General features: G+C 40.3%; 18 protein-coding genes. 9 read left to right on the plus strand and 9 right to left on the minus strand.

What is annotated here, in order from left to right:
• Positions 1 to 30: 30 nt before the first annotated feature.
• The 3 genes from rpsA (at position 31) to AU255_RS06615 (ending at position 2,413) form a co-directional block, all read left to right on the plus strand.
• The gene (gene rpsA / locus AU255_RS06605) at positions 31 to 1,692 is read left to right on the plus strand and encodes a 30S ribosomal protein S1 (RefSeq protein ID WP_080522134.1); all 1,662 of its coding nucleotides are present in this window, start codon (positions 31 to 33) and stop codon (positions 1,690 to 1,692) included.
• A gap of 129 nt (positions 1,693 to 1,821) precedes the next feature.
• Complete coding sequence (locus tag AU255_RS06610) at positions 1,822 to 2,127, plus strand: integration host factor subunit beta (RefSeq protein ID WP_080522135.1); 306 nt, start codon at positions 1,822 to 1,824, stop codon at positions 2,125 to 2,127.
• A gap of 22 nt (positions 2,128 to 2,149) precedes the next feature.
• Positions 2,150 to 2,413 (plus strand): LapA family protein, encoded by a 264-nt coding sequence (locus AU255_RS06615; protein WP_080522136.1) that lies wholly within the window; start codon positions 2,150 to 2,152, stop codon positions 2,411 to 2,413.
• Positions 2,414 to 2,460: 47 nt separating this feature from the next.
• On the opposite strand, the gene ntrC is transcribed toward AU255_RS06615, so the two are convergent.
• From ntrC to glnA, 3 genes are all read right to left on the minus strand, one after another.
• Complete coding sequence (ntrC, locus tag AU255_RS06620; protein WP_080522137.1) at positions 2,461 to 3,891, minus strand: nitrogen regulation protein NR(I); 1,431 nt, start codon at positions 3,889 to 3,891, stop codon at positions 2,461 to 2,463.
• The gene (gene glnL, locus AU255_RS06625) at positions 3,884 to 4,930 is read right to left on the minus strand and encodes a nitrogen regulation protein NR(II) (RefSeq protein WP_080522138.1); all 1,047 of its coding nucleotides are present in this window, start codon (positions 4,928 to 4,930) and stop codon (positions 3,884 to 3,886) included. The genes ntrC and glnL overlap by 8 nt, the downstream gene beginning before the upstream one ends.
• 239 nt (positions 4,931 to 5,169) lie before the next feature.
• A complete protein-coding gene (glnA, locus tag AU255_RS06630; RefSeq protein WP_080522139.1) occupies positions 5,170 to 6,579 on the minus strand; it encodes a glutamate--ammonia ligase in 1,410 nt (469 codons plus the stop codon).
• A 167-nt stretch (positions 6,580 to 6,746) separates the two neighbouring features.
• On the opposite strand from glnA, the gene AU255_RS21065 reads away from it, so the two are divergent.
• Both AU255_RS21065 and AU255_RS06635 read left to right on the plus strand, forming a co-directional pair.
• Positions 6,747 to 6,881: a hypothetical protein gene (locus AU255_RS21065; RefSeq protein ID WP_269844771.1), complete on the plus strand. Its 135-nt coding sequence runs from the start codon at positions 6,747 to 6,749 to the stop codon at positions 6,879 to 6,881.
• Positions 6,882 to 7,938: 1,057 nt separating this feature from the next.
• Positions 7,939 to 9,192, plus strand: coding sequence for an alginate export family protein (locus AU255_RS06635; protein ID WP_080522140.1), 1,254 nt, complete (start codon positions 7,939 to 7,941; stop codon positions 9,190 to 9,192).
• Positions 9,193 to 9,247: 55 nt separating this feature from the next.
• On the opposite strand, the gene AU255_RS06640 is transcribed toward AU255_RS06635, so the two are convergent.
• Entirely contained in the window at positions 9,248 to 10,432 is a 1,185-nt protein-coding gene (locus AU255_RS06640) for a pyridoxal phosphate-dependent aminotransferase (protein WP_080522141.1), read from the minus strand.
• Between the two features lie 432 nt (positions 10,433 to 10,864).
• Between AU255_RS06640 and AU255_RS06645 the strand changes: the two genes are divergently transcribed.
• On the plus strand, positions 10,865 to 11,683 hold the full coding sequence (locus AU255_RS06645) for a hypothetical protein (RefSeq protein WP_143735871.1): 819 nt from the start codon (positions 10,865 to 10,867) through the stop codon (positions 11,681 to 11,683).
• Between the two features lie 189 nt (positions 11,684 to 11,872).
• Here AU255_RS06645 and msrA read toward each other — a convergent pair whose 3' ends face one another.
• The 4 genes from msrA to AU255_RS06665 all read right to left on the minus strand — a co-directional run bounded on the left by msrA (position 11,873) and on the right by AU255_RS06665 (position 15,691).
• Positions 11,873 to 12,505 carry a peptide-methionine (S)-S-oxide reductase MsrA gene (gene msrA / locus AU255_RS06650; RefSeq protein ID WP_080522143.1) on the minus strand — a complete coding sequence of 211 codons (633 nt, stop codon included), beginning with the start codon at positions 12,503 to 12,505 and terminating at the stop codon, positions 11,873 to 11,875.
• A 10-nt stretch (positions 12,506 to 12,515) separates the two neighbouring features.
• The gene (locus tag AU255_RS06655; RefSeq protein WP_080522144.1) at positions 12,516 to 13,394 is read right to left on the minus strand and encodes a DMT family transporter; all 879 of its coding nucleotides are present in this window, start codon (positions 13,392 to 13,394) and stop codon (positions 12,516 to 12,518) included.
• Positions 13,394 to 14,314: an AEC family transporter gene (locus AU255_RS06660; RefSeq protein ID WP_080522145.1), complete on the minus strand. Its 921-nt coding sequence runs from the start codon at positions 14,312 to 14,314 to the stop codon at positions 13,394 to 13,396. Before AU255_RS06660 ends, AU255_RS06655 begins: the two co-directional genes overlap by 1 nt.
• Positions 14,315 to 14,377: 63 nt before the next feature.
• Positions 14,378 to 15,691, minus strand: coding sequence for a TRZ/ATZ family hydrolase (locus tag AU255_RS06665; protein WP_080522146.1), 1,314 nt, complete (start codon positions 15,689 to 15,691; stop codon positions 14,378 to 14,380).
• A gap of 153 nt (positions 15,692 to 15,844) precedes the next feature.
• On the opposite strand from AU255_RS06665, the gene mtnA reads away from it, so the two are divergent.
• The 3 genes from mtnA (at position 15,845) to corA (ending at position 18,786) form a co-directional block, all read left to right on the plus strand.
• The gene (gene mtnA, locus AU255_RS06670; RefSeq protein WP_080522147.1) at positions 15,845 to 16,891 is read left to right on the plus strand and encodes an S-methyl-5-thioribose-1-phosphate isomerase; all 1,047 of its coding nucleotides are present in this window, start codon (positions 15,845 to 15,847) and stop codon (positions 16,889 to 16,891) included.
• On the plus strand, positions 16,881 to 17,606 hold the full coding sequence (cysZ, locus tag AU255_RS06675) for a sulfate transporter CysZ (protein ID WP_332889033.1): 726 nt from the start codon (positions 16,881 to 16,883) through the stop codon (positions 17,604 to 17,606). The genes mtnA and cysZ overlap by 11 nt, the downstream gene beginning before the upstream one ends.
• 67 nt (positions 17,607 to 17,673) lie before the next feature.
• Positions 17,674 to 18,786 carry a magnesium/cobalt transporter CorA gene (corA, locus tag AU255_RS06680; RefSeq protein ID WP_080522148.1) on the plus strand — a complete coding sequence of 371 codons (1,113 nt, stop codon included), beginning with the start codon at positions 17,674 to 17,676 and terminating at the stop codon, positions 18,784 to 18,786.
• 15 nt (positions 18,787 to 18,801) lie between these two features.
• Here corA and AU255_RS06685 read toward each other — a convergent pair whose 3' ends face one another.
• A complete protein-coding gene (locus AU255_RS06685) occupies positions 18,802 to 20,739 on the minus strand; it encodes a TIGR00341 family protein (RefSeq protein WP_080522149.1) in 1,938 nt (645 codons plus the stop codon).
• Between the last annotated feature and the right edge of the window lie 35 nt (positions 20,740 to 20,774).

A 20,774-nucleotide genomic window follows, 5' to 3' on the forward strand; every position in this document is an offset into this window, starting at 1 on the left:
ATTTTACATACAAGTCTGGGACATAAAACAATGAGCGAGAGCTTTGCTGAATTATTTGAAGAAAGTGTAAAACAAACGGAAATGCGTACTGGCGCTATGCTAGTTGGTACTGTCGTAGACATCGATAACGATAAAGTTATTGTCAGTGCAGGATTAAAATCGGAAGGTGTTATTCCAAGATGGCAATTTTTAAATGATGAAGGCGACCTTGAAGTTAATGTTGGCGATGAAGTCGAGGTTGCATTAGATTTAATCGAAGATGGCTTGGGAGCTACCTTACTTTCTCGTGATAAAGCGAAGAAACATAGAGCTTGGGGTGAACTGGAAACTGCTTTTGAAACCGAAGCTACGATTGTTGGTCGTATCAATGGTAAAGTTCGCGGTGGTTTTACGGTATCTGTAGGTGCTTTGCGTGCTTTCTTGCCTGGTTCATTGGTAGATGTTCGTCCAATCAGAGACACTACTTTCCTTGAAGGTCGTGATCTTGAATTCAAAGTCATTAAAATCGACCAAAAACGCAATAATGTTGTGTTATCTCGTCGTGCAGTGGTTGAAAAAGAATATAGTGCAGAAAGAGATGAATTACTTAAAACACTAGCTGATGGAATAGTCGTAAAAGGTATTGTTAAAAACTTAACAGACTACGGTGCATTTATTGATTTAGGTGGAATAGACGGTTTATTACATATTACAGATATGGCATGGCGTCGTGTTCGTCACCCATCTGAGTGTGTTGAGATTGGTCAAGAAATCGAAGTTAAGGTTCTTAAGTTCGACAAAGAAAAAACGCGTGTTTCACTAGGCATGAAACAAATGGCGGAGGATCCATGGCACGATATAGCTAACCGCTACCCAGCAGGCACCCGCGTAACAGGTAAGGTGAATAACTTAACGGATTATGGTTGCTTTATTGAAATTGAAGAAGGCGTTGAAGGTTTAGTTCACGTTTCTGAAATGGACTGGACTAACAAAAACGTTAACCCAGCTAAAGTTGTCCAGTTAGGTGACCCGGTTGAAGTCATGATTCTTGAAATCGACGAAGAAAGACGTCGTATTTCATTAGGTATGAAGCAATGTCGCACTAATCCATGGGATGAGTTTGCTGCTACGCATAATAAAGGCGATAAAATTTCAGGCAAGATTAAATCAATCACTGATTTTGGTATCTTTATTGGTCTTGATGGAAATATTGATGGTCTGGTACATATGTCTGACATTTCATGGTCAGATACACCTGAAGATTCGATTCGTGATTATCAAAAAGGCGATGAAGTAGAAACGGTTATTTTAGCCGTCGATGCTGAACGTGAACGTATTTCATTAGGTATCAAGCAATTACAGCAAGATCCATTCCAGAACTATATTGCTATTAACGAAAAAGGTAGCATGGTTAAAGGTGTGGTAAAAGAGGTTGATGCAAAAGGTGCTGTGATAACTTTAGCTGAAAATATTGAAGGTTATCTAAGAGCGTCTGAAATTCAGCGTGACCGTGTTGAAGATGCGACTAAATTACTTAGCGTAGGCGATGAAATTGAAGCTAAATTTCTTGGAGTTGACAAGAAAAATAAATCAATTTCTCTATCTATCAAAGCTAAAGATTCTGATGAAGAAGCGAGCGTCATGAAGGAATATTCAGAGCAAACTCCTGGGACTCCTACCATGGGTGATTTGTTTAAGCAGTTAGATAAGTAATAACTTAGCGTTAAAAACAGGGGTGTTAATTTGTATGGATTAACGCCCCTTGCTTTATGCAAGGGCGTTTTTGCTGTGGACAGTCAATAACGTTTAAATAAAATATCACAATAATTTTTAGGAAAAACTGTGACAAAGTCTGAATTAATTGAACAATTAGCAAAGAAACAACCTCATTTGGCTTTGCAGGATGTAGAATTAGCTGTCAAATGTATGCTGGAGCAGATGAGCCAGGCTTTATCGACTAATGAAAGAATAGAAGTGCGGGGTTTTGGAAGTTTTTCTTTGCATCATCGTAAGCCCAGGATGGGGCGCAATCCTAAAACAGGCGATGCCGTTTCTTTAACAGAAAAATATGTCCCACATTTTAAACCGGGCAAAGAATTGCGTGACCGTGTTGATGAAACCAGACATACTCATATCATAACGGATTAACAATATTACCTGAGACAGTTTTATGATGCGGATTATAGTGTTTGCTTTTTTTTTACTAATTGCTGTGATTGCTGTGATCTTCTCTTTGCGTAATTTCCAGGCCATATCGATTGATCTGTATTTTACGACCATACAAATGCCTTTGGCTTTAGCATTAACCATCGAATTATTTGCAGGAATCTTTATCGGTTTCTTAGTTGCATTTATGCATATTATTAAACTGAAGTCTCAGAATAAATTGCTAGATAGAAAAGTACGCCATATTCTGCCGCCAGACTCACGATAGTTATTCAGCTTTCAGAGCGGGCAATACAACTGCGCATGATTAATAAATTACTCAATAACTAATTCCTTGATTTTTCGAGTCAAAGTATTACGTCCATAGCCTAATAAAATAGCTGCTTCATGTCGGCGTCCCTGTGTGTGTTCTAAAGCAGATTTAATTAAGATAGATTCAGTGAGGGGGATAATTTGTTTGGCTATGTCATGTTGCTTAAGTATGATTTTTTCTTCTATCGCTTTTTTTAAGCTTAATTCCCAATTAGTCTCTGATCCAGATTTGCTTTCATTAGTTTCGCTTGTTTTATAAGCAGGTAACAATTCAGGTGGAAGATCGACTAGATGAATTTCTCTTCCTGAAGCCATTACCGTAATCCAGCGGCAAATATTCTCTAGTTGGCGCACATTTCCAGGCCAGGGTAGAGTGCATAAGTAGGCTTCTGTTTCATCTGTTAATATCTTGACCTCGCTGTCCAGTTCTTGTGCCGCAGAAGCTAAAAAATGCTGCATTAAAATTGGAATATCCTGGGTTCGTTCACTTAGTGGTGGAATGTGTATGCGTATTACATTAAGACGATGAAATAAATCCTCTCTAAATCTCCCCTGCTCAACTAATGCTTCAAGGTTTTGGTGGGTGGCAGCAATAATACGTACATTGACTCTAATGGGGGCGTGTGCTCCAACTGGATAAAACTCATTGTCAGATAACACGCGTAACAAGCGTGTTTGTAATTCAGCTGGCATATCGCCTATCTCATCAAGAAATAAAGTACCATTATCTGCTTGTTCAAATCGCCCGGCGCGTCGTGCATTTGCACCCGTAAATGCGCCTTTTTCATGACCAAATAATTCAGATTCCATTAAATCTTTAGGTATGGCAGCCATATTTAAGGCAATAAATGGTTTTTTTGCTCGCGGACTATGTCGGTGTAGGGATTTGGCAACCAGTTCTTTCCCTGTGCCTGACTGACCATTGATGAGTACAGTAATATGAGATCGTGCCAGGCGGCCGATAGCACGAAAAACCTCTTGCATTGCAGGCGCTTCGCCAATGATTTCAGAAGATACGTCATTATCATTGTTAAGTTTTGGCGTCTTGTTTTCCTGCGGCTGATTATGTAGACAGGCTCGCTGAACAACCGCAAGCATTTCTTCGATATCAAAAGGCTTGGGTAAATACTCAAATGCCCCCCCGTGAAAGGCTGAAACGGCACTTTCTAAGTCAGAGTGTGCAGTCATAATAATTACTGGCAGTTCAGGGTGTGTATGCTGAAGTTTTTTTAGTAATTGAAAGCCGTCCATGCCCGGCATGCGAATGTCGGATAACAGGACGTCTGGTGTATCATTTTCAAGTGCATTCAACATTTCCATAGCTGTGCCAAAGCTCCGCGTGGCGATGTTGTTTTTATTGAGTGCTTTTTCAATTACCCAGCGAATAGATTTATCATCCTCGGTAATCCAGACATGGCTGATATTGCTAGTCATTTACATTTCCTACAGGTAAATAAATTGAAAAAATGGTATTTTCTGCTGTACTTGTACATTCGATAATGCCGTTATATTGATTAATGATCGATTGAGAGATAGGCAGGCCTAATCCAGTACCATCACTGTGTCCTGTGATCATGGGATAAAAAATCTGGTTCATTAATTCCGGCTTTATGCCGCTGCCATTATCGATAATATCAATGCGTGCGGCTAATTTGTGACGGTTTCCGGCAATGGTCATTTGCCTATATATGCGAGTTCGCAGAGTAATTTCGCCTGTGTTTTGAATTGCCTGAGTTGCATTGCGAACAATATTTAAAAAGGCCTGAATTAGTTGATTTTTGTCTGCTTTTAGTTCTGGAATACTGGGGTCATAATCACGTTTGATGGTTATCGAATCACTCACTTCAGCCTGAACCAATTGTCGTACTCGTTCTAATGTTTCGTGAATGTTTAAAGCGACTTTATTAGGCAGTTTGTTAGGGCCGAGCATTTTATCCATTAAGGCTTTCATACGATTAGCTTCTTCGATAATTATTCGCGTATACTCTTTCAAATCATCCTGTTGTAATTCAATCTCCAGTAGCTGAGCAGCGCCGCGTAAACCCCCGAGAGGGTTTTTGATTTCATGAGCAAATCCCCGCATCAACATCCGTGAGGTGTGCTCTTGGGCAATGAGTTGTTCTTCTTTAGATATTCTTAAATGCCGATCAAGCTGTTGTAACTCTATAAGAACTTCTGCTTCTTGTTGGTTTTCAAGTATGGGCGTTGCGCTAAAGCTAATGGTTATGTTTTTGTGGAACAAATTCAGAGTCAGCTCACGGTCAAAAAAACCTTCGTTGTGCTCTATGCACTGTAATAAATCATCAGTAAGTGATAAATCGGCCCCAAATATATCTTTTGCAGATTTGTCCAGCAAATGTCTTGCACTATCTTCAAATAAAACTTCACCAGCCGTGTTGATATAAATAAGTTTGAGATCTCTATTGAATAAGAGGATAGCTTCATTGATGTTATCGAGAATTTTTTTATGCACTTTTAGGACTTGAAAGAAGTAGTTTATATAATTAAATATAAGCAAATTATGGGCCAATTTATAAAATTAATGAATTGGCAAGGGCAGAAATAAAAATCCTTATTATGCACCAATAATGATCTAAAGGGCATAAAAAACGCACCATAAAAGTGCGTTTTTTATTTTTAGCAAAAAAAAGGGCTACTAAATAAATAGTGGCCCTTTTCTATTAATATACCTATGACGGTAATCAGTAGTGGTTACAAGCTGTAGTACATATCGAATTCTACTGGATGCGTGCTTACACGTAGGCGTTGTACTTCTTCACTTTTTAAAGCAATATATCCATCAATTGCATCATCAGTAAAAACGCCACCGCGAGTCAGGAATTCACGGTCTGCATCTAATGCTTTTAACGCTTCATCAAAAGAGAATGCGACTTGTGGAATTGCTTTTTCTTCTTCTGGAGGTAAATCGTATAAATCTTTATCCATTGCATCACCAGGGTGAATTTTGTTCTGGATACCGTCAAGACCAGCCATTAGCATAGCTGAAAATGCCAGATAAGGGTTTGCTGTTGAATCAGGAAAGCGTACTTCAATTCGACGACCTTTTGGATTATTGACGAAAGGAATGCGGATGGAAGCTGAACGGTTACGTGCTGAATAAGCGAGCATAACAGGCGCTTCAAAGTGAGGTACTAAACGTTTGTAGCTGTTAGTTGATGCGTTAGTGAGTGCATTTAATGCTTTAGCATGTTTAATGATGCCGCCTATGTAGAATAAAGCTGTTTCAGATAGACCGCCGTATAAATCACCCGAAAATAGGTTAACACCATCTTTAGCTAAGGATTGGTGTACGTGCATGCCGCTACCATTATCACCAACAATAGGTTTAGGCATAAACGTCGCTGTTTTTCCATATGCATGTGCAATATTAGCAACGACATATTTTAATTCTAAAACTTCATCAGCTTTTTTAACTAATGTATTGAATTTAACACCGATTTCACATTGGCCTGCTGTTGCTACTTCGTGGTGATGAACCTCAGTAGTCTGACCTATTTCTTCTAATACTAAACACATTGCAGAGCGCATGTCTTGTAAAGAGTCAACTGGAGGTACCGGGAAATAACCGCCTTTTACGCCAGGACGGTGACCGATATTACCATCTTCATAGATTTTTGAAGAGTTCCAGCCTGCTTCGTCTGAATCAATTTGGTAGCCGCAGCTACCCATGTCGGTATTCCAGCGTACATCATCAAATACGAAAAATTCATTTTCCGGGCCAAAAAAAGCAGTGTCTGCAATGCCGGTAGATTGTAAGTAGGCTTCAGCACGTTTTGCGATAGAACGTGGATCGCGTTCGTAACCTTGCATATCTTTTGGTTCGATGATGTCGCAACGTAAAATTAAAGTATTGTCATCAAAGAATGGATCGATTTTAGCTGAAGCTGGATCTGGCATCAAGATCATGTCAGATTCGTTAATGCCTTTCCATCCTGCCACAGAAGAGCCATCAAACATATTACCCTCTTCAAAGGTGTCTTCATCAATGCTGTGAGCAGGGAAGGTTACATGTTGTTCTTTACCGCGGGTATCACAAAAACGGAAATCAACAAATTTGATATCGTTTTCTTGTATTAATTTTAGTACGTTATCTACTGACATTTAAGACATCTCCTAAGGGTTGTTTGAATTAGCTGTTAATATACAGCCTAGCTTAACAAATATAGCATATTACAATATAAAAATAAAAATTGCCTGTTTTCTTGAGTCATGAGACTTAAGTATATTTAAAGCATAAATTATGCCATATATTAATTTATTGTTTTACTGTGATTGATTTTGTTGAATTAAAAAAATCAAAGATGAAAGTGCGTTATTTTGATGCAGTAAATTTAGGTGAAGCAAATATAATTGCTTTGCAAGAGGAAAGCCGTAAAAATTCTAAAACGAAAAATATATACTAGATACTGATATGAGAGGATGCAATGCTAATAGGAATTTTGGTATCATTAACATTCAATTGTTAACTTTGACATGCATAAACTTTTAAACAATAAAGTATTATATTTCTTGTAGGTTCTTTGCCCATAGAGTGTTAACTAATTTTCAAGAGATGCTGATCCCAATTTTTAATGCCAGATGAATGGCTTTTAGCGCTTTGGCCGAAGTTAACAGTGAACTTATTTAATAAAACAAAGTACATTGATTTATAAGTAATGATTGCATAGAGAGAGTGAATCAGGGATATAACTACCAACTCTCCAATATTTAAAATTATTGAAATATTGCTTTTGGAGTTAATTCAGCTCTGTTGAATTGGATTGTCTTTGGAGTTTTAGATCAAATTGTGTCTATTTTAAAGAATATAAGTTGACCTTAATGTTGGTGTCGGGGCACTCAGGTTCTGAAGGGGGGTAGAATTGAATCAGCTTCCCTCTGAATAACGGGCGAGGGTATAAGGGAGTATTTAATTAATAGTAACATTGATAGTCAGCAAGTGACACTTAGAGAAATGAGCTTGCTACTTTAGAATGTTCCTTAAAACCCAGAAATCGCGGTTGACCGCTATAAAACATTACCTGATTACGTACAACTTACAGCCATATTAAAAAAATTTTAAATATCAGTATGTTAATAGTCTCGTCATTCCCGAAGTTTTTTATCGGGAATCTTTGCTTACCCCACGAGATTCCTGCTAAAAGCGTGCAGGAATGACGAATATAGCTGAGAGTTATGGGTAATCAGGAAACGTTATAAGTGACTGAATATAAAATATAATGATCGTAAATACTTGTCATCTGTTGGGTGACTCTACTCCGCTTCACGGTTTTGTGCATAAATCTGAGCATGAAATACTGCGTTACAGTTCTTGCCAAGGGCTACGGCCATTGTCTGCGAGCTGTGCCTTGTCTTTCACACTCAGGTTTTTCACAAAATCCATGCTCAACTGCGGTTTTTAGGTTAAATAGAAGGTTTTTTTGTAAATGAAAATCGACGATTGATTAGTGGGGAAAGGTTCTAATGATAAAACTAACTAGCTCTTTGTTTAGAGTTAGCTGTGTCAGTGCTGTTACTTTTTTGATGGCTTCATCTGTCCAGGCAGCAAATATAAATGAAAAAGTAGAAAATGCGCTCTTGTTTGGTGAGCAAGGTCAATATGGGCAAGTTAAGTTTGATTTACGTTTTCGTTACGAAAATGTATTCATAGCTAATGATTTACCCATAAAAACAGCGAATGCTAATACTCTACGCTTGCGTTTTGGCTATCTCACGCCTGAGTTTCATGGTGTGCAAATTTATGCTGAGTACGAAGGCAACCTTGCTATGCAGGACGATTATAATAGTTTACGTAATGGTTTGACGAATTATGAAGTTGTTGCAGATCCGCAAAAGCAGGAACTTAATCAATTTTGGTTGAGCTACACTGGCCTTCCTGATACCTTAATAAAAGGGGGGCGTCAGAAGATTGTTTTAGATAATCAGCGGTTTATTGGTAATGACTCCTGGAGGCAAATGGAGCAAACCTTTGATGCTGTGTTGATTAGCAACCAATCCATAGAAAACTTAACGCTAAACTTTATCTATATAGGACAAGTGCAGACAGTTATTTCTACTGAGCATCCGATTACCATGCCTGTGCTGAATTTTAGTTATAATTTTGGACGCTTTAGTACCTTAACAGGATATGGGTATTGGTTAGCTGATTATGTTGATGCTGTTAATTCAACTCAAACATACGGGGTGCGAATACATGGCGATCCCAAGTTAAAGCATGATATTCAGTTATCCTATGATGTGGGGTACAGTAATCAGGCTAACTATCAAAATAATCCCGGCAATTATGCCCTAGATAGATACAATATTATATTAGGGGCCACGTATGCCGGGATTACCATTAAATCGGGTATGGAGCAATTAGATGGTAATGGAACTTATGCTTTTCAAACACCTCTGGGCTCAACTCATCTCTTTCAAGGGTGGGCGGATAAGTTTATTGTAACGCCTGAAGACGGCATACGAGACATTCAAGCATCCATAGATAAAAGTTTTTATGGTGTTCAATTTTTATTTGCTTATCATCACTTTACTGATTCAAATAGTCATGGAGAATATGGTAATGAATACGATGTTCTGGTCTCCAAGCATTTTGGAAAACATTATCAATTACTGGCTAAGTACGCTTTTTATGACGCATCTGATAGTGTAGCCGCTGTTGATGCAGGTGTAGGAGAAAATACCCAGAAAATATGGGTGCAAGGCAATATGAATTTTTAAACTGTAGATCGGCTTAGGTTTATATTAGAAAAAAACCTAAGCCGAAAAAGCAAGTTTAAGTAATCGCTTTCTTGATACGTTGCAAAGCAGTCTGCAAGTTTTCCATACTCGTGGCGATAGAAATTCTAATATGTCCCGGGCAGCCAAAAGCTGAACCTGGAACTAAAGCGACGTCAGCATGTTCAATAAAAAACTCAGCTAAATCAAGATCATTATTAATACCATCAAGCTCAGCAATCAAATGTTCCACATTAGGGAAAACATAGAATGTTCCATCAGATTTAATGCACTCAATTCCAGGGATGTTATTTAATTCATCAACCACAAAGTCGTGACGTTTTTTAAATTCTACTAGCATGGTATCAATACAGCTTTGATCACCTCTCAAAGCCTCTTCAGCTGCTACCTGAGAAATAGAAGTTGGATTAGATGTGCTTTGTGACTGTACTTTACGCATACCTGCAATAATCTCTTCTGGACCAGCCGCATAGCCAATGCGCCAACCGGTCATCGAATAGGCTTTAGACACGCCGTTAAGTACCATTGTACGACTATAAAGCTCAGGACAGGCATTGAGTATATTTACAAAGCTGCCTTTTTCCCACAGGATATGTTCATACATATCATCAGTTGCGACTATGACATTTGGGAAGTCCAGTAACACCTGAGCAAGTGCTTGTAGTTCATCTAAAGAATAGGCTACTCCTGTAGGATTAGAAGGGCTATTAATAACAAATAAGCGGGTTGTATCGGTAATAGCTGCACGCAACTGAGCTGGCGTTATTTTGAAGTTTTGTGCTTGCGTAGTTTTGATAATCACCGGGATGGCATCTGCAAGCAGAGCTATATCAGGATAAGAAACCCAGTAAGGTGCCGGAATAATAACTTCATCACCTTTGTTTAATAGAGCCTGAGCTAAATTATAGAAGCTTTGCTTGCCACCAGAAGACACCAGGATTTGCTTAAGTGTATAGTCAAGGCCATTATCGTTTTTAAATTTGTCAATAACAGCTTGTTTTAAGCTTGGCGTGCCATCAACAGCTGTATATTTTGTAAAGCCATCATTGATGGCTTTAATAGCTGCTGCTTTGATATGATCAGGGGTATCAAAGTCAGGTTCGCCAGCACCCAGGCCAATAATATCTTTTCCAGCTGCACGCATTTCTGCGGCCCTTGCAGTAATTGCCAGAGTGGGTGATGGTTTAACTGCGCTAAGTCGGTCAGAAAGTTTGATACTCATTAAGCTCCCTCGAATCAAATGATGGTTAGGTAAAAACTTGAATTATACCTTATGAATAATCGTTGCGAACTGATAATCGCATAAGTGGCCTGACGAAACTAAATTTGCAGTATTTTCGGAATGTACGTGTAGCATGATAGGGACGATGACAGTGCATATATTGCCATGATGATTAAGTTTAAAGTAAGCTAAATTGTCAGGTCTAATTGGTTTTGACGGATAGACGTTTTAAGTTATTGGAATGCGTGAACTTTGTCCAGCTGCATTGATCTTTTGATTGCATTAGTTATGACTGTTTTTTAATTGGATTGTGTTGACTACTAAATGTATTGAGTCTATGGTGAGGTCACTGTAAATTCAGCCGCCAGAGTTATAGTTTTTGGCGTATAAAATGATTATCTTTACTTATTTTATTTTTAAAAGGAGATATGTGTGATGTTATATTTTTATTCGATGATGAAATGGTTCAGGCTCGCTGTACTATGCATTTTGTGTTCGCCGGTTATCTATGCGGCACAAGAATTATCGGACTCGGAAAAAGAGGAAGCGCAACAATTAGGTTTGGAAGTATGGTTCGGCCGACCTACGGCGTTCAAGACCTGTCCAGACCCTGAATCTAATCCTGCTCAGGAATACGCACTCTGTGCATCTGCACAGTGTTTCACTATTGATAACGTGGCATATTGCAAATGTGATCAGAAGGTAGGGCAAAGTATTTCTTTGCCCTTTTTCTTTACTAACAACAAGCCATCGGCACCGGGGCCAATTGTAGGAGATGTCTGTGATTTGATGGAAGTGTCTGGCGAAGGTGACTTTTTGGTGAGCACGTTCTCTCCTCCTCCGCAGTTGGTAAAGGGATATCCTGGACCTGATGCTCAAGCAATATACACGTGTCCAGGCTCTGGAAATTTGTCTGCACAGTGTAATGGCGGACTCTGTGTCAAAGCTACCGCTGGAACAAATTGGCCGTTTCTGGGTGCTATAGGCAAAGATGAGGTTGTCTGTTCATGTCCCATAGCAGCATCGCCCCAATTTGGTTTTCAGTTCATTGGACCAGCCGATTGTGATCGTGAATTTTTCGAGCAGTATTGTGGTGTTCAGGGTGGTGGTAGTGGCGGTACGAGTGTATCCACGGGGACGCGGTTGGCCGTCGGTGCCGTCACGGGAAGCGGCACGGTCCTTACAAAGCTGTTAGAAGGCAACGTCCCACCTACGAGCCGTTGCTTTTTTGTTCCCGATTCGGCCAATTGACATATAAACATCTGCAGATAACTTCGCGGGTTTAGCCAATAATACCGCTACCAATGACACATGAACGTTTTGATTTTTTTGAGGTTAAAACGGCTGGTAGCGGTATTATAAACCAGCAAATGGATTTTAAATATTTTCAGAAAATACAAGGCCTTTCAAGGTAAAAAACACTCATTCAAATCGAGTTCCTTATCTGAAAGAAATCCCTACTCCCCTTAGTCCACAATACCCATCAGGGTTCTTGGCTAAATATTGTTGATGTTCATTTTCCGCATAATAGAAAATAGGCGCATGGGCTATTTCTGTTGTGATTAGATCTAGTCCGGCCTTATCGAGTTGATGCTGATAATGTTGTTTAGAACTGAGAGCGGTATCAAGTTGCTCGACAGTGGTTGCGTATATAGCAGAGCGATATTGTGTACCGATATCGTTGCCCTGACGCATTCCCTGAGTTGGGTTGTGGGCTTGCCAGAAAAGAATCAGTAAATCCTGATAGCTAATTTTCTCTGGATCAAACATTACTTTGACGACTTCGGTATGCCCGGTTAACCCGGTACAAAGTTCTTTATATGTCGGGTTAGGTGTTAGTCCTCCAGCATAGCCTACCGCAGTACTGAAGACGCCTTTTTGTTGCCAAAAAAATCTTTCAGCACCCCAAAAGCAGCCCATAGCGAAGATTGCTTCGTGGATATTTTCCGGGAAGGGCGGTGCAATAGGCTGAGCAGTGACAAAGTGTTTTTCAGGAATACAGATTGCAGTTACACGACCAGGTAACGCTTCAGCTGGAGTGGGGAGTGATAATTTTTTTTGTGAAAATAACATAATATTAACTTTAAGTTTTAAAATGCCTTATTTGGCCGACAAAACTCTGCATAATCAAAGCACATAAAATAAGCCCCGAACCGATTGCAATTTCCAGTGTTAACGCTTCCTTATTCAAGTAATGACCTAATAATAGTGCTAATACGGGTGAAATCAAGGTGATTAAAGCTACGCGTGTTGCCGGCAGATGCGTCAGAATATAATAATATAACGCAAAGCCAATCGGGGTAGCAATGAGGCCTAAATATAAGATTGACAAAGTACTACTGATTGGCAGTGTGTTCGGTAGTGTGCCATCAATTAGCCACCAGGTAACTAAATAAAAGGGAACCGCGAATAGCAATCCACCCGTTACTTGAGTGATAGCTGGCAATTTAGCATGAATTAGTTTTACCCAGACGGCACTGAAGGCTTGTAAAAAGGTAGCAAATAATACACCGAATACACCTATGGCAGTGTTGTAGCTAATGTGCAAGGCAGAATGAAACATCACAGTGAGTCCTGTAATACCGAGGGTATACGCCAGTAATTTATCCCAGGATAAGCTTCTTTCCTTAAGCCATAATGCTGACAATACCGCGGTGATAAAAGGTGTTAGACCGAAAATAACGGAAATCCAGCCGGAGGGGATAAATTGAGCGGACCAGTAAACGGCCATCATTGCGCCATAAATTTGCACAGCAACCGCGAAATAAGTTTGTTTAGCTTTACCGTGCCAGAGCAGCCGTTGGCGCATAGCTAATAGCATAAAGAGGGTGCATATCAGACCTATACACATGCGCGCGGTGACAGAGAAAATAAAGCTGGATCCTTCTGCACTCCATTTTATAGCCAATGGCGTTGTTGACCATAGCAATACTATAAAGATAAATGACAGCACAATACGCATTATAGATAGCCTGTTGATTGTAGAAGGATTAACCCCGCAGTGATGATCAGGGTACTGCTGGCTGTTGATAACGCAATAATTTCAGCGGCTATTGTGCCGTGATCGGTCATTTTTTTAGCCATAATATAGCTGGATACTGCCGTTGGTGATGAGAGCATCAGATAAATAAGGCCTAATTCCTGGTCTCTAAAACCCAGATAAATCGCGAGAATAGTACCTAATAATGGCATAAATAATAATTTGCAAAGTGTGGCCCAGATAACATCTTTAGGGTGATGTTGAAAGTTTTCCCAGTATAAGCTTCCTCCAATGCAAATAAGCGCAAGGGGGAGCGTCATTTGTGCCAGATATTGACCTGATTGGTTTATAAATGTCGGTAGAGATACTTGCAGCCCTGAAAAGACCAAACCTAAAAAAACGGCAATGATAATGGGGTTTGTCAGGATGGATTTATAGGGCTTGTGTCCCTTGGGCTTTAATATTAAAACTGATAAAGGGTTATCTATTATAGCTATGAGTGCCATATACAGACTGGCGACTGCCAACATTTCTGTACCGTAAGCATTGAATACCATAGCGATGCCAATAATACCCAGATTTCCTCTGAACGCACCCTGAATAAAAACACCGCGTTTATCTGGCTCAATTAAAACCAGGCTGACTAACCAGAATAGCATAGCACTGGCCAGGGTAAATAAAACACCATACAAAAAAAGCGGAATATTGGTGGCGTGAGCAAGGGGGGTACTTGCAATGCTGAAAAACAGTAGACATGGCAAGGTGATATTAAACACAAAGCTATTGGCGATATTGATGAAGTGTTGATCTATAAAGCCTGTGCGACGGAATGTAATACCTAATATTAACAGTATCAGAATCGGTGCTGTGACGTTTAAGGCAAACAGAAATTGCTCGGACATTTTAAATAATAATGTAGAGTTTTTTTGACTTAAATGACCAGCGTGTGACGCACCTGATAGGGTTCAAGTTAATTCACTGATAGGTGATTGTAATTTATGTTGCCATTGCGCAACTTTCTTTTTTAAATCCTGAATATTCAGCGTCGTCAATTGTTTGTTTTTTAAGCAATGTTTACCTGCGACCCAGACATCGCTGACATGATGACGTGAGGTAGAATACACAATTTGCGAAATAGCATTATAAAGCGGCTGTGTTTCTATTGCAGATAAATCTATGGCGCAGATATCTGCGGCTTTGCCTCTGGTTAAAGATCCGGTAATATCGTCTATCCCTAGAGCTTTAGCGCCGTTTAGGGTAGCCATGCGTAATGCCGTTGCGGCATTAACGGCACTGGCATCCTGAGCAACCCCTTTAGCTAATAATGCAGCGGTACGCATTTCCCCGAGCATATCCAGATCATTATTACTTGCTGCGCCATCAGTGCCCAGGGCAACATTGATGCCCGCATCCAGACACTTTTGTACCGGACAAAAACCACTGGCCAGTTTTAGGTTTGATTCAGGGCAATGCACAATATGCGCACCTGATTGTGCAAATTTGGTGATTTCACTATGCGTTAATTGAGTCATATGTACCGCAATAAACGCAGGGGTTATCAGGCCTAATTCATGCAGGCGTTTTAGGGGCCGTTCACCTTGACTGACTTCAGAGTGTGTTTCATGAACATGCATATGAATTGGCAGATTCAATTCATCTGCGAGCGAACTGATTTGACGTAATGGTTCATCAGAAACAGTATAAGGGGCATGAGGTGCAAAAGGTGTACGTATTAAAGGTTGGTGACGAAGTTTTTCATGTAGTGCCAGCCCTTTTTCCATATATTGCTCAGGGCCGCTAGCCCAGGCAGTCGGGAAGTCAATCATGATAAGTCCGACATTGGCACGTATACCATGCTGAATAGCCTGGTGAGCGGTGATTTCAGGAAAAAAATACATATCATTAAAACAGGTGGTACCGCCACACAGCATTTCAGCAATCGCGAGATCGGTTCCATCTCGTACAAAGGCTTCATTCACCCATTTTCTTTCTAAAGGCCAGATATGGTTTTCCAGCCAGTCCATAAGCGGTAAATCATCAGCAATACCTCTAAATAGCGTCATGGCCACATGTGTATGAGCATTGATGAAACCAGGAACAAGGGCATGGTTGCTCAGGTCTTCTTGTTGCGCAGCCTGGTATTTTTCCTGTGCCTGTTGTTGTGGCAAGATATCCAGTATATTGCCTTCATGAATCACTAAGGAGTGATGTTCTAGTATAATTTCATGGGGTTCTATAGGTATAATCCAGCGAGCATTAATAAGAGTGTCAACTTGCATATATTAAAGTAAGTAGGGCGGTTATTGATCCAGAAAAACGCGATAAGCCAGGTCGAAATCTGTCAGTAAAAGATAGGCTAGATTACCTGTTATCCTGTTAATTTTAATTCGTGCATGATTGCAAATAATAATGATAAGTGAGTATACGTGTTAATGAGTAGTTCCCCAAATAAACTCAATGTCCATGCTTTATTATGGCAGGATAGGCAGTTATCAGTATTGGATCAGCGGCTATTACCGGACCAGGTGCATTATGATATTTACGCCACGGCTCCTGAGGTTGCTGAAGCGATAAGAAGCATGCGTGTGCGTGGTGCGCCAGCGATAGGTATCGCTGCAGCTTATGCTGTTGCCTTATCAGTACAACAGTATTTTGTAGCAGATAATGTTGAATGGCAATATAAAGTGAATGCTGATATTAAAATACTGGCTGCGTCTCGGCCGACGGCAGTGAATTTATTCTGGGCGCTAGCTGTCATGCAGGAAAAATTGGCATCCCTGCAGGATTCGCCCGTCGATGCAATGATCAATACGGCAATAGAGATTCATCAACAGGATATTGCCGCCAATCAGCAAATGGGTGAAATAGGCGCGGATATTTTAGCTGATGCTCAAGGCATATTAACCCATTGCAATGCTGGTGCTTTGGCGACAGGCGGTTACGGAACGGCGCTGGGGGTGATTCGTAGTGCGTATCACCGACAGGCACGCACTGTCTTTGCCGGGGAAACGCGTCCCTGGCTGCAGGGTGCACGCTTAACAGTGTGGGAGCTGGCTAAAGATAATATCCCGGCAACACTTACTGCCGATTCTGCAGCAGCGATGTTGATGCGCAGCGGGCAGGTTGACTGGATTATTGTCGGCGCTGATCGTATTGCCGCAAATGGTGATGTAGCTAATAAAATTGGCACCTACTCTTTAGCTGTTTTAGCCCAATATCATGGTATTAAGGTGATGGTTGTCGCTCCCGTATCAACAATAGATTTTACGATTGAAAACGGCGGCCAAATTGAAATAGAGGAACGTGCTGCAAGTGAGTTATTACCGGCTAGTTATGTGCAGGAGGGTAGTTTAGTCAATGCATGGAATCCTGTTTTCGATGTCACGCCGGCAGAATTAATCAGTGTTATTGTCACCGAGCGTGGCGCGGTGTTTAATCCTTTTGAACAAGGTGTTAGAAAATTAAAAAATGAATATTGAATTTAATAAAAAAACCGGGGCAAACCCGTGGCTGGCCGTGCAGAGTTTAGCAAAAGGTACGTCTTTACTATGGCATAAGCGATTAAGAAAATATGTATTAATCCCGATAGCGATCAATTTAATACTGTTTTCCGGTATGCTGTATCTGGGTTACCATTATGTCGGCGTGTTAATCGCACAATTTATACCCAACTGGTTACTATGGCTGGATTGGTTAATATACCCATTGTTTTTTATCAGCTTTTTTGTCGCTGGTTTTTTTACTTTTACCTTAATCGCTAATTTAATCGCATCCCCTTTTTACGGAGGTTTGGCCGCTAAAACACAGCATATCCTGAATGATCAAACAGGAGATATTCAAGAACAGGCAATACTTGCTGTTTTAGCCTCTGAGTTAAGGCGAATTGCCTATTTAGTGAGTCGTGCCATTCCCATTGTTATTATTTCAATTATCCCCGGAGTAAATTTGATTGCTCCGGTTTTATGGGGACTTTTTGGTGCATGGGGCATGAGTATGGAATATTTTGCCTATCCTCTGGAAAATGAAGGCGCACTCTTTTCTGAACAAAGACAGTTACTTAAAACAGTCCGGATTGGCGCTTTAAGTTTTGGCGGAATGGTATTGTTAGCTTTGATGGTTCCGGTGTTAAATATTGTGATACCTCCCATTGCCGTGATTAGCGCAACCCTATATCGTAATAAATTAGCTGTTTAACCTCAGTTTATTTGGTTTTGCAGATTTGAAATGTTAACAATAAAAAGGTTAAAACAGGGCTGATATTATGAAATTTACTTATCCTCACTGGCATCGTCTGCATCAACAGTCAGATCAAATGGAGTTAAACAGTTCTGCTGACAAATCAGGTTTGCCGCCAGGGTCGCTGGTTCACATCGGCGAAGTGCATGACATTACAAGCAAGATTTCAATTATTCAATATAATGCTGATACTTTGGTGCAGCATGAGGATGTTATATTTTCAGAATTGAGTCAGTTTAAGGATAGTGATCTTATTACCTGGATAAACATTGATGGTTTATCTGATACACGTGTGGCGGAAAGCATAGGCCACGAGTTTAATATTCACCCGCTTGTTTTAGAAGATATTTTAAGTACTCAGCAACGTCCCAAGCTAGAAGAGTATGAAGATTATCTCTATCTCGTTCTTAAAGGCATCAGTGCTGAGAGCGACGCAGGGTTTAAACTGCAATATGATCAGATCAGTGTTCTGCTACTGGAAAAATATGTCATCACCTTCAAGGAAAAAGCAGATGATGCCTTTAAGTCAATCTATCATCGCATGGAAAATCCTCATGGGCGCATGCGCAAAACAGGAAGTGATTATCTTGCTTATGCATTACTGGATGCGATTGTAGACGAATATTTTGTTGTTGGAGATAGTCTCGATGAGATTATTGAGCCTCTGGAAGATAGCTTATTGTTGAACCCCGCTGAAGAAATACTGCTTACAATCCAGCAAATTCGCCGGGAATTGATATCCATGAGACGCAGCGTATCTCCGTTGCGCGAATTATTGAGCACCATCCAGCGTTCAGATAATACGCTTTTGACAGTAGAAACCTTACGGTATTACGCTGATATACATGACCATGTGTTGCGCGTTACCGATTCGCTGGAATCATACCGGGAAAGAATTGCGATTATGCAGGATATTTATTTATCCAGTATTAGCAACAAGATGAATGAAACCATGAAAGTATTGACTATATATGCTTCCATTTTCATCCCGCTGACTTTTATAGCTGGTGTATACGGGATGAATTTTGACTATATGCCAGAACTGAAGTGGCAATGGGCTTACCCTGTTTTATGGGGAGTCTTTATTTCTACCGGCATTGTTCAGTTAATTTACCTAAAAAAGAAGAAGTGGTTATAACAGTGCAATATGAGGCTATGGAGCTTGCTTAAAATAATTGTCAGTGACCAGGCGAACTGAAAAATCGATTGCCACCGATTGGCCTAATTGCTGAGTGAGTTGTTGTTCAAAGTCTGCCAGTTCCTTATTGTCCGGTATGTGCGTACTCATCAAATCAGCACTGATTTTCAATGAACGACCTAAACGTACTTTAATATTACGTAATTGCAGGGTTTGACCGCTAATAGTGTAACTCTGCCTGAGTAACTGTTTTTTTACAGCGGCGATTTTTTGCATATCAGCAAAAGATAAAATCAAGGGGACTGAAATTACTGCGACCATAAAGACTGAAATCGCAATCCCTTTTTTAGCGCGTGAGAACGGCGCATAACCGATCGCCATAAAGGATACGCCAGCTGCCATAATGATGCCTGTTAAGTTGGTTAGAAATAACAGCATGGCGCCATAAAAAACATTGAAATTCAACCAGCCAATACCAATGCCTGAAACGCATAAAGGCGGAACCAGTGCAACCGCAATGGCTACGCCCGGTAAACTTTTGGCGATGTTTTCACGGGCATTGGCAAAAGCGCCGGCGATACCTGAAAGTACAGCAACGAGCAGATCCAGGGTGGAAGGGTGGAGGCGCCCTTCGATTTCATTGGTGATTTCCTGAAACGGCAAGAGAAAGGCCATCAATGCAGATAAAGAAAGCGCAATAAACATGCCTGTCAATAAGGTGGCAAAGGAGCGCCGACTTAAATCAGAGTCGGAACGCAATAAACCCATTGAAGAAGAAATAATGGGTGACATTAATGGCGCTAAAACCATGGCACCAATAACCACCGAGGGGCTGTTTAGAAATAAGCCTAAAGTTGCCAATAAAGCGCTAAGGATCATCAATAATACAAAAGTATTTGTCGTTTTAGCATTTTCCTTTAAGGCCAGGAATAGATCTTTAAAGTCTGATTCCAGGGCGTGTGTAAAAAAAGGCAACGCGGCACTTAAATATTTTACTCTGCTGTCTTGCTGGGGGAGTTGTTCGCAAATAACATTTTCTTTGTCATCGGCATAGTGTTGACTGTCGCGGAATTTATTTCCTGCATTGACTTTGACACCTTCGCTGAGTATTTCTATACATAATTCATGCGTGGTTAATGGTTTATTGTTAACCAGGAAATGCGTTTCGACAGGCGATTTGATATTTAACGCAGCAGTACGAATATAGCCTAGTTGTTGAGGTAAGTTTTTTTTCTGAGTAGCAAGCAGTAGTGATGAAGATAGCTGTAGATAGGAAAGGATCGATTGTGGTGCAAATAAGGCCACAGAAATACGCCTGTCTCGTAAAGAAATAGAATCAATAAACAAATCAGTTAATAGACCACTTTTATGAAAATCCAGTAAGACCATGCCGGTAATTGCAGTTGAAACAGTTTTACCTTTTGCGGTAATCAAGGTAACCGGATGAGGGGTTAGTGAAAACGCATGTATGAAACGTTTTATTTGAAACCTGATTTTACCTAAGCCAGTAAATTCATGGCTATCGCCGATAAATTCGGTCATTGTCGTCTGATTTTCCAGGTTAACGCCATTGGTGACAATTTCATTGTTACACACGATGATATCAATAAACAGCGGCTCGTCATGTAAAGCAATTTCCAGACACGCGTTAAAGTCTTTTGGCAGGTCCAAACATTTATAGAACTGGCTGGGTGGATCGCCCTCTATCGGTAAAAAACCGAGGGACATGTGATTTTGATCGGCAAATAACAAAACTTGTGGGTAATCTTGTTGTTCAATCCAGACTAAAGCATGATTTAAGTCATCTTTAATGTGAATGGCAGATAAATTTGCCAGCTTTATCTTACGTACCTGAATACCTGCTTCCGCTAATAGAGAGTGATTAATAACATTATCTAATTGGTCTTCTACACAAGGTGAATAAATGAAATATATTTTTTTTTGTAAAGGCATGCTTTAAATGAGGTTTCCAGAGAAAAATATGGGTT

The organism is Methyloprofundus sedimenti (genome assembly GCF_002072955.1).
In the GTDB taxonomy this organism is placed as follows: Bacteria; Pseudomonadota; Gammaproteobacteria; order Methylococcales; family Methylomonadaceae; genus Methyloprofundus; species Methyloprofundus sedimenti.

Excerpts from the sequence above, each read along its gene's own strand:
- rpsA (WP_080522134.1), top strand. The coding sequence starts at position 31 with ATGAGCGAGAGCTTTGCTGAATTATTTGAAGAAAGTGTAAAACAAACG.
- AU255_RS06615 (WP_080522136.1), top strand. The coding sequence starts at position 2,150 with ATGATGCGGATTATAGTGTTTGCTTTTTTTTTACTAATTGCTGTGATT.
- ntrC (WP_080522137.1), bottom strand. The coding sequence starts at position 3,891 with ATGACTAGCAATATCAGCCATGTCTGGATTACCGAGGATGATAAATCT.
- glnA (WP_080522139.1), bottom strand. The coding sequence starts at position 6,579 with ATGTCAGTAGATAACGTACTAAAATTAATACAAGAAAACGATATCAAA.
- AU255_RS06635 (WP_080522140.1), top strand. The coding sequence starts at position 7,939 with ATGATAAAACTAACTAGCTCTTTGTTTAGAGTTAGCTGTGTCAGTGCT.
- AU255_RS06640 (WP_080522141.1), bottom strand. The coding sequence starts at position 10,432 with ATGAGTATCAAACTTTCTGACCGACTTAGCGCAGTTAAACCATCACCC.
- msrA (WP_080522143.1), bottom strand. The coding sequence starts at position 12,505 with ATGTTATTTTCACAAAAAAAATTATCACTCCCCACTCCAGCTGAAGCG.
- AU255_RS06655 (WP_080522144.1), bottom strand. The coding sequence starts at position 13,394 with ATGCGTATTGTGCTGTCATTTATCTTTATAGTATTGCTATGGTCAACA.
- AU255_RS06660 (WP_080522145.1), bottom strand. The coding sequence starts at position 14,314 with ATGTCCGAGCAATTTCTGTTTGCCTTAAACGTCACAGCACCGATTCTG.
- AU255_RS06665 (WP_080522146.1), bottom strand. The coding sequence starts at position 15,691 with ATGCAAGTTGACACTCTTATTAATGCTCGCTGGATTATACCTATAGAA.
- mtnA (WP_080522147.1), top strand. The coding sequence starts at position 15,845 with ATGAGTAGTTCCCCAAATAAACTCAATGTCCATGCTTTATTATGGCAG.
- cysZ (WP_332889033.1), top strand. The coding sequence starts at position 16,881 with ATGAATATTGAATTTAATAAAAAAACCGGGGCAAACCCGTGGCTGGCC.
- corA (WP_080522148.1), top strand. The coding sequence starts at position 17,674 with ATGAAATTTACTTATCCTCACTGGCATCGTCTGCATCAACAGTCAGAT.
- AU255_RS06685 (WP_080522149.1), bottom strand. The coding sequence starts at position 20,739 with ATGCCTTTACAAAAAAAAATATATTTCATTTATTCACCTTGTGTAGAA.